The following is a 15,409-nucleotide window of genomic DNA, read 5'->3' as shown; positions in this document are numbered from 1 at the left end:
AAAAGCCCTCGTACGCGCCCTCACCAGCACACGACTCCTGCCCGCCTCCCAAGTCCCCCGAGCCGTCCTCCAAGAACTCGCCGGACACCGCGGCCCCATCGAAGCCGACGACGACGCCATGGTCGTCTGCCTCGACTGGCACGGCCGCCAGAACACCGAGTGAACCGGGTCGGGTGAGCCCCCGGCGTGTACGAATGTGGACTGTTCTCCCACGGGGAGCGAGATGAGGGTACGGTCAGCACAGGCTGGCGGGGGCTGGAGCCGCTCGTCCGAGCTCGCCGCCCACGGTGGTGCGGAAAGAAGGCCATGAACAAGGAATCGTCAACCTGGCTGGGCGTGGCCGAGAGCGCCCTGCGGGCGGCACCGCCGACGGCGCTCGTGTCCACGGCCCGTTCGCTGCTCGCCACGCATGCCCAGGCCGACCACGTACAACTCCTGCTGGCGGACTACGGACTCACCATATTGCAGCCGGTGACGCACCTGCCCTGCACCGGTGAGGCGACGGAAGTCCGCGACGGAGGAGCCGCGGGCCGCGCCTTCACCGCCGGAGCACCCGTCATCGAGGTCACCGGCGATCCCGGCCTGGTCGTCGTCCACCTGCCCATCACCGTCCGGGGCGACCGGCTCGGCATCCTCTCGGTGCACCTGCCCGAGCACGCCACGCGGGGCGCGGCGGGCGTGCTGGAACTCGCGGCCTTCGCCACCGCACTGGGCCACGAACTGCTCGTCGCGGAGCGAGACACCGACCTCTACCTCCAGGCCAGGCGCCGCAAGAGACTCACGCTCGCCGCGGAGATGCAGTGGCAGCTCCTGCCCGGTCGGGGCTTCAGCCGCGATGAGTTCACGCTCGGCGCACACCTGGAGCCCGCCTACGCGGTGGGCGGCGACAACTTCGACTGGACCGTCACCGACGACACGCTGACCCTCACCGTCACCGACGGACAGGGGCACGGCATCCAGGCGGCGCTGCTGACCAACCTCACCGTCAACGCCCTGCGCAACGCCCGCAGAGCCGGCATCTCCCTCGAAGACCAGGCCTGCCTCGCCGACCAGGCGGTCTACGGAGAGTACGGCGGCAGACTGTCCGCCCCCACGCTGCTGCTCCGCATCGACCTGGCGACCGGCCTCGCGCACGTCGTGGACGCCGGCTCTCCCCAGCTCTTCCGTCTTCGCGACAGTACGGTCGAACAGGTCCCGCTCGACGCCCAGTTGCCGTTGGGCATGTTCGAGGAGACCGAGTACCGGGCGGAACAGTTCACTCTCGAACCCGGCGATCGCCTCGTCATCGTGAGCAGCGGTGTCCACGCCGCCCAGCGGGCCGACACCAGCGCCTTCGGCGAACAAGCCCTGCGCGAAACCATCGCCGCCACCCGTAGCGCGTCCACCCATGAAACGGCGCGCGCCGTCGTCGACGGGCTGATGCAGTACCACGGCGGGGCGGACCTGCCGTCCGATGCGGCCGTGGTCTGCCTGGACTGGAGAGGACGCCCCTCCCCGGCGGCGTGACCACCGGCGACGTGCGGGGCTCGGCGACTCGGAGGCGTCCCCGCCGAGCGCTGCCCTCAGGCGGCCGTCCCGCCCGCGTTGCGGATCAGCCGCTGGAGCACCTTCACCGTGGTGACGTAATCCGCGTCGTCGATGCCCTCGTGGAGGGCGGCGCGGATCGCCGGGGCGTTGCGAGCCAGGTCGACGCGGGCCTGCTCGCCCTCCTGGGTGAGCCACAGCCGGCCTTCGGCGTCCCGGTTCAGCCAGCCGCGCTCCAGGAGCACCTCGGCCTCCGCCGCCAGATCGTCCTCGGGCCGGATGTAGGAGGCCATCGCCTCGCGTAGCTCCGGCAGGGTCATCCCCTCGCCGTCGGGCGAGATGTCGTTCACCGACAGGTTGCGCAACAGCCAGAACTGCGGCTGGGTGTAGCCCTTTTCGGCCTGCTGGGCCCTGGTGTACGCGATGAGCGCCTCATAAGCGACACCGGTCCAGTACGCGGCCGGCTGGCCCGCGAGTTCGGCGTCCAAGAGCTGCTGGGTCGTCATGGGAGGCCCCTTTCCGGTGGCGTTGGCATGCGGCCCGCGCGCTGTGCGGTGCGGGTCATGCGGAGACCGTATGACCTCAAGTGCGGTTGAGGGCAAGGGGTGATCTTCCCGGTGCTGGACGGCGTCTGTCGCCGAGAAGGTGCGGGTGGAACCTCAGAGGTCCGGTCCGCCCCCGGTCGCCGGTTCCGTCGCTTCGGAGAACGCCCGCAGGCCCGCGAGGAGTGCTTCGCGCTGGGCGGCCGGGACGTGCTGGAGCACCCGGCGGACGGCCAGGAAACGGCGCTCTGTCAGGGCGGCCAGCATCTCGTACCCGTGGGCGGTCAGGGTGAGCCCGATCTCGCGGCGGCTGGTCGTGGCACGGTGGCGGACGAGGAGCCCTGCCGCTTCCAGCCGGTCGCAGAGCCTGCTGACCGTGGGAGGCGCGGCACCCACCTGTTCCGCCATCCCGGTGAGATTGATCCCCGGCGACCGATAGGTGATCAGCAAGGCCTGGAGTTGCAGACCGGACAGGCGGGGCACGGCTGTCCGCTCAGCCTCGATCCAGGTCGCCACCAGGGCTTCTGCCTGTTCAGACACCTGCCGGGCGAGGGCATCGAGGGAATCGTCACCAGATTCCGTACGGTCCATGTGGCCGTCACTCCCATTGAACGGGTGCGCATCCCCCTAGAGGCCGGCGTTCACCCCGGGCCGCCGCGTCCTGGACGGTCACCATGGAATGTGCCCTGTCTGACGAAGTTATGCCTGTTGACGCCATCTTTCGTATGCGAATGTTCCTCCGGGTGCACGAGGCGGCGGGCGCCCGAGCATGCGCGATCGCCTCAGTCGAGCCGTCCACCGAAGAATCCCGCGAGGCAGGACGCCAGCGCCTCCGGTGCCTCCTCGGCCACGTGGTGTCCGGCGTCGATGCCGTGCCCACGCACGTCGGGGGCCCATTCGCGCCAGATCGCCAAGGGGTCCCCGTACAGGTCTTCGAGGTCGTCCCGGAGCGACCAGAGGATCTGGGCCGGGCACTGGATCCGGGTCCCGGCGGCGCGGTCCTCCTCCTCGTGCCGCCGGTCGACGGTGAGGCCGGCCCGGTAGTCCTCCAGCATCGCCCGCACCACATCGGGGTTGCGCGTGGCCGAGCGCCACTCCTCGTAGTTCTCGTGGCCCATGCTCTGTGGGTCGCCGTGGTACCAGCTGTCCGGATCGGCGTTGATGACCCGCTCGGGGATGTCCGGCTGGGCGAAGAAGAACCAGTGCCACCACCGCGTGGCGAAATCGGCGGTGGCGCGGGACAGATGCTCGCTCAGAGGCAGGCAGTCGATCAGCGCGACGCGCGAGACCGCGTCGGGGTGGTCGAGTGCGAGACGCAGCGCCACGCAGCCCCCGCGATCGTGCCCGACGAGCCCGAACCGGGTGTGGCCGAGGGAGCGCATCACCTCGGCCACGTCTGCGGCGACGGCCCGCTTGGAGTACCCGGAGTGGTCCGCGGTGGGCGCCGGACCGGTGGACCGGCCGTACCCACGCAGGTCGGGGCAGACCACGGTGAAACCGCGTTCGACGAGGAGCGGGGCGACGCGATGCCAGGTCGCGGAGGTCCGGGGATGGCCGTGCAGCAGCACCACCGGCGGCCCCTCTCCGCCGTGACGAACCAAGATCGACGCCTCATCGAGCTCCACCCGACCGGTCTCGAAGCCCTCGAACAAGGCCCCCACCTTTCGTCCTCGTCACCACACGGTCACGATGTCGCCCATCGCGCGGCCGACAACCCCCGTCGGCTGTCGGCTCATGACGTGTGCCGCGCGTCCCACCGGCACAGCATGCTCCTGCTCCTGCCCGCGACCGGGACGTCGTAGACACAACTGCCGTGCAAATAACGGCGGTTGTGGGACGGCTGCGAGGGCTGGCTTTGCGCATCCGGGGGATGGGCCGAGACGTGCTGTCACTTCTCCACGGTGTAACGCAGCTGCGCGAAACCGCCGCCGACATCGGCCACCGAGTCCAGGCGCAGCGGAACGTCCTGGAGCAGCTCGCCGAACAGGCGATGGCCGGCACCGATCAGTACCGGGGCGACGGGCGGGGTCAGGTGCGAAGGGTGCGGCCGCGGTGCAGGGGGCCGGGGACGCCGGTGAAGCGTAGGTCCAGGCCCAGGCCGTCGCGTTCGGCGTGGAGGTGCAGGTGCGGTTCGGTGGTGTTGCCGGAGTTGCCCACCTCGCCGATCGGTTGGCCGGCCCGTACCCGGTCCCCGGTGGACACCGTGACGCTGCCCGGCCGTAGATGCGCGAGCTTGACGACCTCGCTGCCCGTGTCGATGAACACGTGGTTGCCGTAAGGCGGTTCGTAGCGAATCGTGCCGGGGACCTGGTCCGCGTAGCCGTCGACGGCGGCCACCACCCGCCCGTCGCAGGGGGCGTACAGCTTCGCGCCGTAGATCCGGTACGCCTCCGGGGCGGCGCCCCGGCCGACGCGGGACCCGCTCGCTCCGGTGCCGACGACATCGAGCGCCCCGCGCTGCTCAGGGTGGGACGCATGGTGGTTGAGGCCGGAGCCGCCGCCCTGGAGGACGAGCCACGTTCCCTCTCGCAGGGGGAATTCCAGGGGCGCGGACAGCGGCGCGCCCCAGCGGTGGCGGCGTGCTCGCACCAGATATCCGGCGCATGCCACCAGGAGCACGAGACCGATCACGAAGGAGAGGTCGTGGTGGCCGAGGGGGAGGCCGGGAACCCGCCAGACGGACGCCAGCGTCACGAGCGCGGCCGCCTCAACGGCCCCGCGACACCACTGCGCCACGCGGGCCGGCGCGTAGAACCCCTTCCACAGCAGATAGCCGATGCTCACCACCGAGACATCGGTGCACCAGGCCGTCATGGACGGGGCGCGCCAGCAGGCCACGACGCGCACGGTCAGGACCACGCACGACGCGACGCACGCCAGGGCGCCCCGCGCCCCGGGCCGGAGTGGGACGCGCAACCGGGGACGCCTGTGCAGGCCCGGGGCGACGAGAAGGCCGACAAGGTTCCCGGCGGAGTCCACCCGGGCGAAGGCGAGAACGCGGCCGACCGGTCCCTCGATCAGCAGCCCCTCGGGGCTCTCCGCGACCCCGGTGAAGCCGCCGACCCGTTCGCTGGTCGCCGCGAGGATCCTGTGCAGCCGCTCCTGGCCCACCGCGGCCACGACGTCGGGTGCCAACTCGGGCCACCGCTCGGGGTCGGCGAGAAGGAAACGTTCGAGCGCGCGGGCCGCCCCGGCGCGGTCGGGCTGAGATATCGACGTCACTGTGCGGTGGTCTTCCCCTGGTCGGCGGCGAGAGCGAGCGCTGTCGCCGGGGGGAAGACGATCGGATCGACGGTGAGGTTGTGCGGATCGGCCCTGGTCACGCGGTCATGTCCGGGACCGGGCAGCCAAGTTGGGGATGGTGGCTTTTGTCAGTGGCTGCCTCGCCCTCGCCGCACCGCACCGTTGCCGGTCACGGACGCAGTCCTGCTCGCCGGAGCGTCAGGGTCGACAGATCGGCGATGACGTCCGGGTCGCCGCGCCGCCAGGCGTCGGCCAGACCGCCCGGCGGGGTCGGGATCGCGGCCAGGGGCCGTTGGGGGCCGGTGAGCGCGCGCAGGGCGAGGAGGTCGGCGCCGCCGGGGGAGTCGAGAAGACGGCGGGTGGTGGCGGTGCGCCGGATCCAGCGCATCCGCGGAAGGAGCCACACCACGAGGATGAACGCGGTCGGGAGCAGGATCAGGACGACCGCGGCCAGGGTGGCGACATGGCCCACGGTGTCCTGGAGCGACTGTCCCGCTTCGGAGAGGCCGGTTCCGGCGTCGGCGGCGGACTGGAGCGGCTTCTTCAACGAGTCCCCCACGAAGGGGACCTTGGAGGCCGCGTTGCCGGCGTCGTGCAGGCCGGACGCGAGGCTGTCGCCCGCGCTCTGGGCCTTGCGGCCCGGCTCGGCCAGCGTCAGGATCGCGTCACGGACGACCAGGGCGATCTTCACCGTGATCGCGATCAGGAGCAGCGCGACGAGGTCCGCGACGAGCTGACGACTCCGGCGCGCCGGGGTCTGGGCGTAGAGACGCATGAACGTGCTCCTGTTCCGACGATGACACCGATGAGAGCCGCCGACCGGTCGGTGCGGCGGTCGAACTCGCGGGAGCGGCGGCGAGGCCCCCGCCGCACGACCGGTCGTGCGGGACAACAGCGTCGCCGGCCGTCCGTCGACAGGCTCGTGTCCGGGCGTAACCGAGGTGTTCTGCCTGCGAGTTGCCCGATCATCGCTTCAAAAACGCCTGCGCGATGGCGAGTTCGGCCGACCCCCGCCCGGTGAGGTGTCAGAGGACGCCGAGGTCGTAGAAGAACTGGTAGCGGGTCGGGTCGTCCGGCAGGAACCAGTGGAAGCCCTCCTCGAAGAACACGCTGACCAGGTTCACCGCCGTGATCAGCCCGACGAAGCCGAGCACCAGATGTCCCGCCGCTCGCTGCGGCGACGCGGGGATGGCGTACTCGGTGGTGAGGTGGGCGAGGGCCATGACGACGCCGATGGCGACCACGGACGCGATGAACAGGATCCAGGCCCATACGTACATGTGCAGGCCGAGTACGGGATCGCCGTAGCCCTTGTCGCCGGGAAGGATGTGCAGCATGGTCTGGCGCCAGGACGTGAAGGCGCCCCCGATGACGGCGATCAGCGCCAGTCCCCAGCCCGTCATGTAGTCGCGTCCCGTGATGGCGCCCGCCATGCCGCGGCGCACGATGCAACAGGCCCCGAGCGCGGCGAGCAGCATGAACATGCGCTGGATCATGCACAGCGGACAGGGATAGTCCCAGCTCACGAACTGCACGCCGAGACCGGCGCACACGACGCCGGTCCAGCCCACCGCGAAGAAGCACGCGAACCAGAACTGCAGTTGTCCGAGGACGGGAAACCGGAGGGGGCGTCGATCGGCAGGGGGTTCGGCAGGAGGTCCGGAAGGGCGACCGGGCTCGCTCGAAGGTGTCATCGCCTCTGCCATGTCAGTAACTCAGCCCCAACCCCAGAGAACTGGTGACGTGATGGTTGAGCAGCACGGCGGTCAGCACGGTGACGACGGCCCAGACGCCCAGAACCACGGCGCGGGAGCGCTCCTGCCAGATCGCCACCAACGCGCCCAGCAGGCCCGCGAAGATGATGGTGTCCATAACCGCGAACCGTACATTTCGGATACGCGGCCGAGGCTGCGCCGCGCTCGGACAGGTGGCCGACGGCGCCCGACAGGGTGTGGAGGGCGTCTCCGCCGGGCGAGGTTCCGACGGCCGGAGCCGGGCCACGGTCGGGCGGGTCCCCCGAGGTGATGAACTCCGTCGCCGCCTTCGGGCTCCAGGGCTGTGGCCCGCGAGCGCCATACGGTGGCGGGTCTACGGCAGATGCGTACAAGTCGCCCTGGAACGGGGCCAGTTGATGCCTTACGCCGCGTCGCCGCATCGGGCCCCCGGGCGGTCACCGCGTGACGGGCGCGGGCAGGAGTTCCGTCAGGCGGGCGGTGGCGTACTGCGTGAGGGCGAGGCTGTTCATCAGGTGACAGGCGGCCTGGCCTACGGTGCGCATGCGGACGGCGCCCGTGGCGGTGAACTCCTCGCCGATGCGCGGGAAGTGGGTGCCGTTGTCGTCGCCGACGTCGGGGGCCTCCACCCACAGGCGTCGGCCGCCCAGGTGGTAGGGGAAGCGGCGGAGTTTGCGGCGGTGGTGGGGGACGCGGGACTCGGCGTAGTGGAGGAAGGAGTTGCGGTTGTGGCCGACGCCGAGCAGCAGGATGTCGGCGTCCAGCTCGTGGAGGGTGTCGAAGGGGGACCGGTCGCCGAGGGCGTAGGCGAGGGGCTGGTCGTGGGTGACGGCGTGCGCGTGGGGTCCGATGGCGGCGACGGACGTCTGGGGGTGGGCGCCGCGCAACCGGTCGGGGTGGGCGAGGACCGCGCTGGGTATCGCGCCCATCGAGGTGGGCGTGTGCTCGTGGAAGAGGGGGATCTGCTCGCGTGCTTCGGCGACCTTGAGGTCGTTGGGGTCGCAGGCGTGGGGGTGGGGGTCGCTGATCTCGGGTGTGAAGGTCGGCACGACCAGGGTGCCGGTGGGAGTGAGGCAGTCCAGGAGCGCGTGGACGACGGCGTGCGCTCCGCCGTCGACGCGGCCGAAGGCGGAGAGCGAGGCGTGCACGATGACGGTGGCGCCCTCGCGCAGGCCGAGCGCCCGGAATTCGTCGCGCAGGCGGGTCTGGTTCAGGGGAGGGGTCGACATGAGTCCTTCTTCTTGCTCCGGGGCGGGTGGCCGAGGCGCGGGGAGGAGGGCAGGGCCTTGTGCGCGCCGGCGAGCCGGTGGCGAGGGCGCGCCTGGATCGCCGCGCGCAGCGGCATCCTGCCAGGGTGCGGGCGGATGATCACGAGCGGGTGGACGCGGAGGCGGCCGGGGGCGCCGTGGGCCGGGCGGCCGGGCGCGAGCGCGGTGAGTCGGTGCAGGCCGCCGGCTGGGGGGCCGGACGCGAGGGTGATGCGTCGTCGCTGGGCGGGGGTGCCGCCGGGGGCGCGGGGCGTGGGATGAAGTAGCCGGCCATGCCGGTGGTGACGATGGCCATGCAGACCATCATGGTGAACATCTGCTGGTCCAGGATGCCCAGGCGCATACCGGCGTTAAGGATGATCAACTCGGTCAGGCCTCGGGTGTTCATCAGGAAGCCCAGGGTGGTGGAGTCTCGCCAGGACATGCCCAGGGTACGGGCCGCGCCGACGGTGCCGCCGAGTTTGCCGAGGCAGGCCACGGCGATGATGGCGGCGACCTCGATCAGACCCGTGCTGCCGAGCCGAGCCAGGTCGACGGAGAGGCCGGTGGTGATGAAGAAGACCGGAAGGAGCAGGTCCGTGATGTGCTTGAGCGGGACGGCGATCCGGGTGTGGAGTGCGGCGGTGCGGCTGCCGCGCGGCATGATCAGGCCGAAGGCGAACGCGCCGAAAATGGCGTCGAGACCGATCTCGTGGGCGGTGTAGCCCGCTGTCAGCAGCCCGGCACCGATCAGGGGCAGCAGATAGGAGGCGCGGCCGGCCGTGCGCGTCATGTGGTCGGTCGCGTAGCGCAGCAGGGGACGCCCGACGAGGGCGAGTACGGCGCCGAAGAGGAGGGACAGGGCGAGGACGGTGCCGAGTTGGCCAAGCCCTGCGGAGGCCGCCACGGCCGAGACGAGTACCAGCATGCACCACGCGAGCAGATCGCCGACTGCCGCGCTGGCCAGGGCGAGCATCCCGACCGGGGTCCGCTGGAGTTCGTGGTCCACGATGATGCGGGCCAGCACGGGGAAGGCGGTGATGGCCATGGCGGTGCCGACGAACAGGACGAAGGCCGCGAGCCCGACCCGGTCTCCGTCGACGTGCGAGTGGTGGGTGAAGAGCCAGCACGCCAGGCCCGTGCCCGCCGCGAACGGCACGACGATCGCGGCGAGCGAGGTGCGCAGGACCTCGCTGGTGCGGGTGCGCATCCGGCCGAGGTCGACTTCCCAGCCGATGAGGAACATGAACAGCGCGATGGCGACCTGTGCGATGGCGGAGAGCCCGGTCCGGGCCGAGGCGGGGAAGAGCAGGGCGGGCAGGTCGCCGGGGAGCAGGCCGAGCAGGCTGGGGCCGAGTGCGATGCCGCCCAGGATCTCGGCGATCACGGCAGGCTGCCGCAGCTTCCGCATGACGGGTTTGAGCAGCGCCCCGGTCAGCAGAATGAGGGCGAGGTCGAGTAGGACGAGAGCGGGATCGCTGGTCATGAGGCCCCGTCCACGTGGGTGCGCGGGGCGGGGGCCGTGCGACGGGTGATGTTGGGGTAGTCGGGCAGCCCGTTCCACGTGAACTCGGCCCGCACGTCCGGGCCGTGGCCGCCGATGGCCACGTAGTCCCACAGCGGAATGACCGGCAGGTCCGCGAGGAGGATCTGTTGCGCGCGGGCGGTGAGGGTGTGGCAGGCGGCGAGGTCGGTGGCCCGCTTGGCGGCGGCCAGGGCCCGGTCGAAGTCCGGATTGCGGTAGCCGGTGTCGTTGGCGGCGCCGGCGGACGAGAACATCGGCTCGAGGAAGTCGATCTGGGAGGGATGGCCACCTCGCCAGCCCTTGCGGAACGCGCAGGCCAGGGTCTTGGCGACCGCTCGGTCCCGGATCTGCTTGAAGGTCGGGAAGGCGACGGCGCGGACGTCGATGCCGAGGGTGCCGGCGATTTGTTGGCCCATCAGGTCGATCCACAGGTCGTGGGCACCGTCCTGGTTGTGTGCGATCTCGAAGGTGCCGCGATAGGGGGCGAACTCCTCGGCCCGTGCCCACAACTCGCGGGCGGCTTCGGGGTCGTGGCGCAGGACGTCGCTGCCGGGGAGGCCCGCGCTGAAGCCGGGAAGGCTTTGCGCCGTGAAGTCCTGAGAGGGCAGTCGAGTCGCGTGGAAGAGACGCGTGGTCAGGTGGTGGCGGTCGATGGCCAGGGAGATCGCGGCCCGGCGCAGCCGTCCTTCTTCGCCGTGGAAGTGCGGCAGGTGGTAGGGGACCGCCAGTGACTTGTTGAGGGCGGCGGGCTTGCGCATCGCCCGCTCGCCGAGGTCGTCGCGCCAGGTCGCCAGAGCGGTGTCCGGGATCTGGTCCAGGACGTCCAACCGCCCGGCGAGCAGGTCCTGGTAGGAATCCTCGATGGTGCGCGGGAAGCGGATGGAGATGCCGGTGTTGCGGGCGGCGTCGGGCCCGGGGTAGGAGGGGTTGGCGAGCAGGTCGATGTGGCGGTCGTGCTGCCAGGCGGTGGGTCCGGCCATCAGGTACGGGCCGTTGCCGATGGGGCACTGCCCGAAGGCCTCGGTCGGCATGGCGAAGAACGCTTGTGGCAGGGGCTTGAAGGGGGCCGAGCCCAGCGCGAGGACGAAGTCGATGTTGGGTTCGGTGAGTTCGATGGTGAAGGTGTGGTCGTCCACGACCCGCAGTCCGTTCAGGGTCCGGGCGCGTGGCTGGTCCTGTGCCACCAGGTCGTATCCCTGGATGGGAGCGAACGCCTGGGATCGCAGCTGCTTGTTGGTGGCGAGCGCGCCGAAGTTCCAGGCGTCGACATAGCTGTGCGCGGTGACGGGGGAGCCGTCGGTGAAGCGCCAGCCGCGTCGCAGGGTGACGGTGAAGCGGCGGTGGTCCTCGGTGTGGAGGTGTTCGAGCATGGCCGGGCGCGGTTCGCCGTCGATGCCGTAGACGTACAGGCCCGTGAAGATCAGGTCGATGACACGGCCGCCGTAGCCGTCGATGGTGTTGGTCGGCACGAGCCCGTTTTGCGGTTCACCACCGTTCACGGTGATCAGCGGGGCGGGGGAGACGGGCATGGTCGGAACGTCCTTCGGTGGGGCTGTTGGGCGGGGGGCCTGCGGGGGCAGGGGCGGCCGAGCGGGAAGCCCCTGCCATCTGCGCGGGTCAGGCCGGGCCGGGGGCCAGGGTGCGGGTGTGGGCGCACCATTCGGCGATGGCCCGGTACGTGTCGGCGGCGCGGACGTCGTCGGGTACGGCGATGACGAACTCGCGCAGGACATCCACGCTGGAGGTGGGCCCGTCGTAGGCCTGGCCCATCCGGCCCAGGACGCTGTATTCGAGGACCCCTGGCACCTCGCATCGCTCGGGCACGCCCAGGAGCCGGCCCCGGGGCGCGTACTCCAGGTAGAAGCCGAAGCGCCCGGAGGGGGTGACCCGCCGCGTGTCGGCCAGCACCTCCTCGCCGAGGCCGCACTGGAGCAGGGCATGGGCCCTGAACAGGTTGATCCCGGTGGCCCGTTGGTGGCAGGGCACGATCGCGCCGCCGCCGGCCCGCGCGGCGATCTCGCACAGGTGGACCTCGCCGTCGGCGGACAGGAAGAACTCGGCGTGGAAGGCGCTGCCCCCGGTGTCGGGCAGTGCGGCCAGTACCCGGCGGGCGCTGTCGGTCAGCAGGGCGTGTTCGGCGCTGTCCGGGTCGACCAGGGTGGAGGTCAGGGCACGGGCGTCCTGGTAGCCCAGGGTGCTGCCGCTGTAGCGGGACACCGTCGCCGCGTGGACCGCGCCGCCCGAGGTGAGACCGTCGACGTGGAACAGGTCGGCGTCCACGAAGCGCTGCACGAGAACGGGGCCGTTCAGGGTCACGGGGTGGCAGCGGAGCCAGTCGTCCAGGTCGGTTGGTGTGGACAGGACGAAGGTGTCGCGGGAGGCCGCGCCGTCGGTCGGTTTGACGACGACCGGCAGGCCCAGCTCCGCGACGGCGTCCTTGACGGAGAACGCGCAGGTGGCCACCCGGTGTTCGGGAACCGGGAAGGCGGCGGACGCCGCCCGGTACATGCGGTCCTTGTGGCGGAAGGCGAGCGCGGATTCCACCTGCTGGCCGCTGGGGACGTCCAGCAGGGCGCGCAGGTGGGCCGCGCAGATGAGGCCCTTCTCGTCCAGGCAGACGACATGGCGGATGCCGAACTCCTCGTGCCAGGCCAGGGCTTGCTCGACGGCGGCGTAGTCGTTGAACAGGTCGTCGACCCAGCGCCACCGTGTCGCCTGCCCCACGCCGTCCAGGAAGGCCGGGTACTGGAGCTGGTTGGTCGCGTTGCGGGAGGCGATCAGGAGGACCTGGAAGCGGTCGGACAACCACTGCACCACCGGGATGGACTGCAGGTTGTAGCCGGTCAGGACCAGGACGGTGTCCTTGGCCATCACGCCTCCACCGTGGCCAGGCGCGTGGTGGCCTCGTCCAGGAGGCCGTCGAGCTCGGCCTCGGTGGCGCCGCGCACGATGACCGCTCCGTCGAAGTCGGCGGAGGAGGAGCGGCGGTCCGCGGCCGCGCTGTGCCCGTAGCGCCGTTCACCGACCCAGTTCGACTGAGGGATGACCGTTTTGAGCCGGGCGATGTCACCGCCGCGCGGTACGGCCACCCAGCCCACCAGACCGTCGGTGCGCAGGTCGGGCAGGGCCGGGGTGGGCAGCTCGAACTCGGCGGTGAGCAGCAGGTCGAACGTGTTGACCCCGAAGTAGGCGTCCAACTGGTCCACGATGCCCAGCCCGCCGGGGCGAGCCGCGACCTCGCACAGCACCGGCCCCTGCGGCGAGTCGAAGATCTCGCAGTGGAAGTAGCTGTGGGCGCCGGGCCGGAGCAGGCCGAGTTCGCGCACTACGGTGGCGGCGAACTCGCGCAGCACGACGGCCTTTTCACCGCTCTGGTCGATCATGCGGCTGGACGTGGGGGTGGTGAAGTCGAGGATGTCCGAACGGTGCCAGCTGACGGTTCCGAGCGTGATGCGGCCGTCCAGGACGAGCCCGTCGACCTGGTAGATGTCCCCGGCGATGAACTCCTCCGCCTCCAGGTGGGCCGGAGTGTAGAAGTTGGCTCCGATGCCCGCTTCGAGCATCCGCAGGAGCTGCGTTTCGTCGCGGACGACGCGGGCCCCGACCGACCCGCCACCGGTACGCGGCTTGACCACGAACGGGAAGCCGAAGTCCGTCGCGGCACGGCGCAGGTCATGACCGGTGTCCACGGGCAGGAAGGCCGGGACACGGACACCGGCCGCCCCCAGCGTGTGCTTCATGAGGACCTTGTCCCGGAAGAGCAGCGCCGTCTCGTAGGACAGGCCCGGCAGGCCGTAGGCGGTGCGCAGTTGGGCCGCGCGCAGGACGTCGACCTCGGAGAGCGCGACGATGCCGCGACAGTCGGTGGTCTCGATGAGGTGGGCGGCGTCGTACTCGACCCGGTTGTTGGTGTCGTAGCCCTCGTACACCCGGACCCGTTCGGCGGGGATGCCGGTGGCTGCGGAGTGCACCTGACTCTTCGCTTCGTGGCACAGCAGCCACATGTCCAGGTGACCGGAGAGCGGGGCGAAGGAAAACTGTGTCAGGGGGTGCCGCATGAGGGCGATGCCGGTGGCCATCATGCCCCCAGCTGCTGTGCGTAGGCGTAGTCGGCGACGAAGTCGTCCAGGGAGGCCGCGTAGCGCGGGGACCGGGTGAAGATGTCCTTGATCATCCTGCTGTAGTTCACGGTCGTGTCGTGCATCGAGTAGTACATGTCCCACGCCCACAGACCGGCGAAGTAGCGGCCGTTCCGCTCGAAGTGGATCTCCGGCAGGAACGTCGTCCAGAGGAACGGCTCGACGGGGGAGCGCCGATAGGGCGAGCCGCCGATGAGGTCGATGACCACGGAGCCGACCGCGATGGCGTGGTCCGCGTGCTCGTTGGTGATGATGTAGCCGCTGGAGCCCGGGGTCTCGGCGCCGTTGATGATCAACTGGGCGCCCCCGAGCCAGCCGGGCAGTTGCTCGGGGCCGGTCTGGTCGCGGCCGAGGACGGTGAAGTCCACGCCTTCGTCGCGCAGCAGCTCCATCGCCCCCTGGGAGACGTTGCCGTATCCCAGCACGATGACCTTCGGGGTGCTCCCGTGGAGCTTGCGGTAGAGGCCCAGGCCGTAGCGGGCGCCGGCGATGCCGACCTGGCGGGTCTGGCCGACCGCGCGGGCGGTTTTCGTGGTCTCCTCGGCGAGCAGACCGCCCTCGTCGCCGATCGAGGCGGCGGCCTTGGTCAGATCGACGGTGGTGCCGTCCGCGGCGCGCATGAAGGCACCGGACGCGGTGACGCAGATGTCCGCGGAGTGGTGGCCCGGTGACTGCGCGGGTTCCTTGTCCTCACTCAGCCGTACGACGTCGAGCGGCGCACGCCCGTACCGCATCAGGGCGCGCTGGAGGCCGTTGACATAGTCCTGGTCGGCCGAGTCCAGGACGTGGACGCGGGGCCGCTCGCCGAGCTCCTCCCGGCTGGGCACGGAGCCGGCCCGGATGCCGTCGAGGAAACGGGGGGCGGGATCGTTGGGCTTGGCCACGTTCTCCATGCTGATCACGCGGGCCTCGCGGTCGGCGAGCTGCTGCTTGCGGTCCGGGAAGCAGTACAGGTGAGCCATCGTCAACAGCGTGGTGCGCGGCGTGAGTTGGGCGATCTCCTCGGGGGCGGGCCCCTTCAGCTTGATCACCAGATCCTTGCCGGCATAGCAGTGCGGGCCTGCCTCGACGCGCGCGCCCTCCATCTCGTACTGGACGTCGCTGTAGCCGATGCCCTGGCCCAGGCCGCTCTGGACGACGACGTCGAACCCGGCGGCCACATAGGCCTTGACGTCGCCGGGGACCAGGGTGGTGCGCAGGTCGTGACCGGCGGGGTCCTCGGTACAGGCGCTTTCTTTACCGAACAGAACGGTCTTCTTCATCATGGGCCTTGTCGCTTGGTGGGACAGCAGGCGCCGCCGGGCGGAAGCGGGCGGCGCTCGTGGCGCGGCCCGCCGGCCGCGCGGGTGCGGGGGCGGCGGGCGAGGTGGTCCCCAGGGGATCCATCGGGGGCGCTGAGAAGCGGCGGCGGCCGCCGGGACGGTGCGGCATCCAGGCGGACGGCCGGCCGGGGAGC

Annotated in this window: 14 protein-coding genes and 1 pseudogene; 2 read left to right on the top strand and 13 right to left on the bottom strand. The window is 70.9% G+C overall.

Going from position 1 to position 15,409, the window contains the following annotated elements; translation table 11 throughout:
- A pseudogene (locus N4G70_RS13955) lies at window positions 1-163 on the top strand (phosphatase); the annotation flags it as partial.
- Window positions 164-306: 143 nt separating this feature from the next.
- Entirely contained in the window at window positions 307-1,506 is a 1,200-nt protein-coding gene (locus tag N4G70_RS13950; RefSeq protein WP_261712917.1) for a PP2C family protein-serine/threonine phosphatase, read from the top strand.
- 56 nt (window positions 1,507-1,562) lie between these two features.
- Here the strand turns inward: N4G70_RS13950 and N4G70_RS13945 are convergent, their stop codons facing one another.
- The 13 genes from N4G70_RS13945 to N4G70_RS13885 form a co-directional block, all read right to left on the bottom strand.
- The gene (locus N4G70_RS13945; protein ID WP_261712916.1) at window positions 1,563-2,030 is read right to left on the bottom strand and encodes a MarR family transcriptional regulator; all 468 of its coding nucleotides are present in this window, start codon (window positions 2,028-2,030) and stop codon (window positions 1,563-1,565) included.
- A 153-nt stretch (window positions 2,031-2,183) separates the two neighbouring features.
- Entirely contained in the window at window positions 2,184-2,606 is a 423-nt protein-coding gene (locus N4G70_RS13940; RefSeq protein WP_261712915.1) for a MarR family winged helix-turn-helix transcriptional regulator, read from the bottom strand.
- 242 nt (window positions 2,607-2,848) lie between these two features.
- On the bottom strand, window positions 2,849-3,718 hold the full coding sequence (locus N4G70_RS13935; RefSeq protein WP_261712938.1) for an alpha/beta fold hydrolase: 870 nt from the start codon (window positions 3,716-3,718) through the stop codon (window positions 2,849-2,851).
- Between the two features lie 376 nt (window positions 3,719-4,094).
- The gene (locus N4G70_RS13930; protein WP_261712914.1) at window positions 4,095-5,288 is read right to left on the bottom strand and encodes a M23 family metallopeptidase; all 1,194 of its coding nucleotides are present in this window, start codon (window positions 5,286-5,288) and stop codon (window positions 4,095-4,097) included.
- Between the two features lie 190 nt (window positions 5,289-5,478).
- Entirely contained in the window at window positions 5,479-6,084 is a 606-nt protein-coding gene (locus N4G70_RS13925) for a hypothetical protein (RefSeq protein WP_261712913.1), read from the bottom strand.
- A gap of 250 nt (window positions 6,085-6,334) precedes the next feature.
- The gene (locus N4G70_RS13920; protein WP_399035370.1) at window positions 6,335-7,003 is read right to left on the bottom strand and encodes a disulfide bond formation protein B; all 669 of its coding nucleotides are present in this window, start codon (window positions 7,001-7,003) and stop codon (window positions 6,335-6,337) included.
- Between the two features lie 13 nt (window positions 7,004-7,016).
- Window positions 7,017-7,181 (bottom strand): DUF5993 family protein, encoded by a 165-nt coding sequence (locus N4G70_RS13915; protein WP_261712912.1) that lies wholly within the window; start codon window positions 7,179-7,181, stop codon window positions 7,017-7,019.
- Between the two features lie 298 nt (window positions 7,182-7,479).
- Window positions 7,480-8,271: an aminoglycoside N(3)-acetyltransferase gene (locus N4G70_RS13910; RefSeq protein WP_261712911.1), complete on the bottom strand. Its 792-nt coding sequence runs from the start codon at window positions 8,269-8,271 to the stop codon at window positions 7,480-7,482.
- 139 nt (window positions 8,272-8,410) lie between these two features.
- Entirely contained in the window at window positions 8,411-9,775 is a 1,365-nt protein-coding gene (locus tag N4G70_RS13905) for a cation:proton antiporter (RefSeq protein ID WP_261712910.1), read from the bottom strand.
- On the bottom strand, window positions 9,772-11,343 hold the full coding sequence (locus N4G70_RS13900; RefSeq protein ID WP_261712909.1) for an ABC transporter substrate-binding protein: 1,572 nt from the start codon (window positions 11,341-11,343) through the stop codon (window positions 9,772-9,774). The genes N4G70_RS13905 and N4G70_RS13900 overlap by 4 nt, the downstream gene beginning before the upstream one ends.
- A gap of 88 nt (window positions 11,344-11,431) precedes the next feature.
- The gene (locus N4G70_RS13895; RefSeq protein ID WP_261712908.1) at window positions 11,432-12,685 is read right to left on the bottom strand and encodes an acetyl-CoA carboxylase biotin carboxylase subunit family protein; all 1,254 of its coding nucleotides are present in this window, start codon (window positions 12,683-12,685) and stop codon (window positions 11,432-11,434) included.
- A complete protein-coding gene (locus N4G70_RS13890) occupies window positions 12,685-13,896 on the bottom strand; it encodes an acetyl-CoA carboxylase biotin carboxylase subunit family protein (protein ID WP_261712907.1) in 1,212 nt (403 codons plus the stop codon). The genes N4G70_RS13895 and N4G70_RS13890 overlap by 1 nt, the downstream gene beginning before the upstream one ends.
- Complete coding sequence (locus N4G70_RS13885; protein ID WP_261712906.1) at window positions 13,893-15,215, bottom strand: hypothetical protein; 1,323 nt, start codon at window positions 15,213-15,215, stop codon at window positions 13,893-13,895. The genes N4G70_RS13890 and N4G70_RS13885 overlap by 4 nt, the downstream gene beginning before the upstream one ends.
- Window positions 15,216-15,409: the final 194 nt, after the last annotated feature.

Source organism: Streptomyces sp. ASQP_92 (assembly GCF_025399895.1).
Taxonomy (GTDB): Bacteria; Actinomycetota; Actinomycetes; order Streptomycetales; family Streptomycetaceae; genus Streptomyces.
Note: the sequence above shows the minus strand (reverse complement) of the source record. Positions and strands in the feature narration are given on the sequence as shown.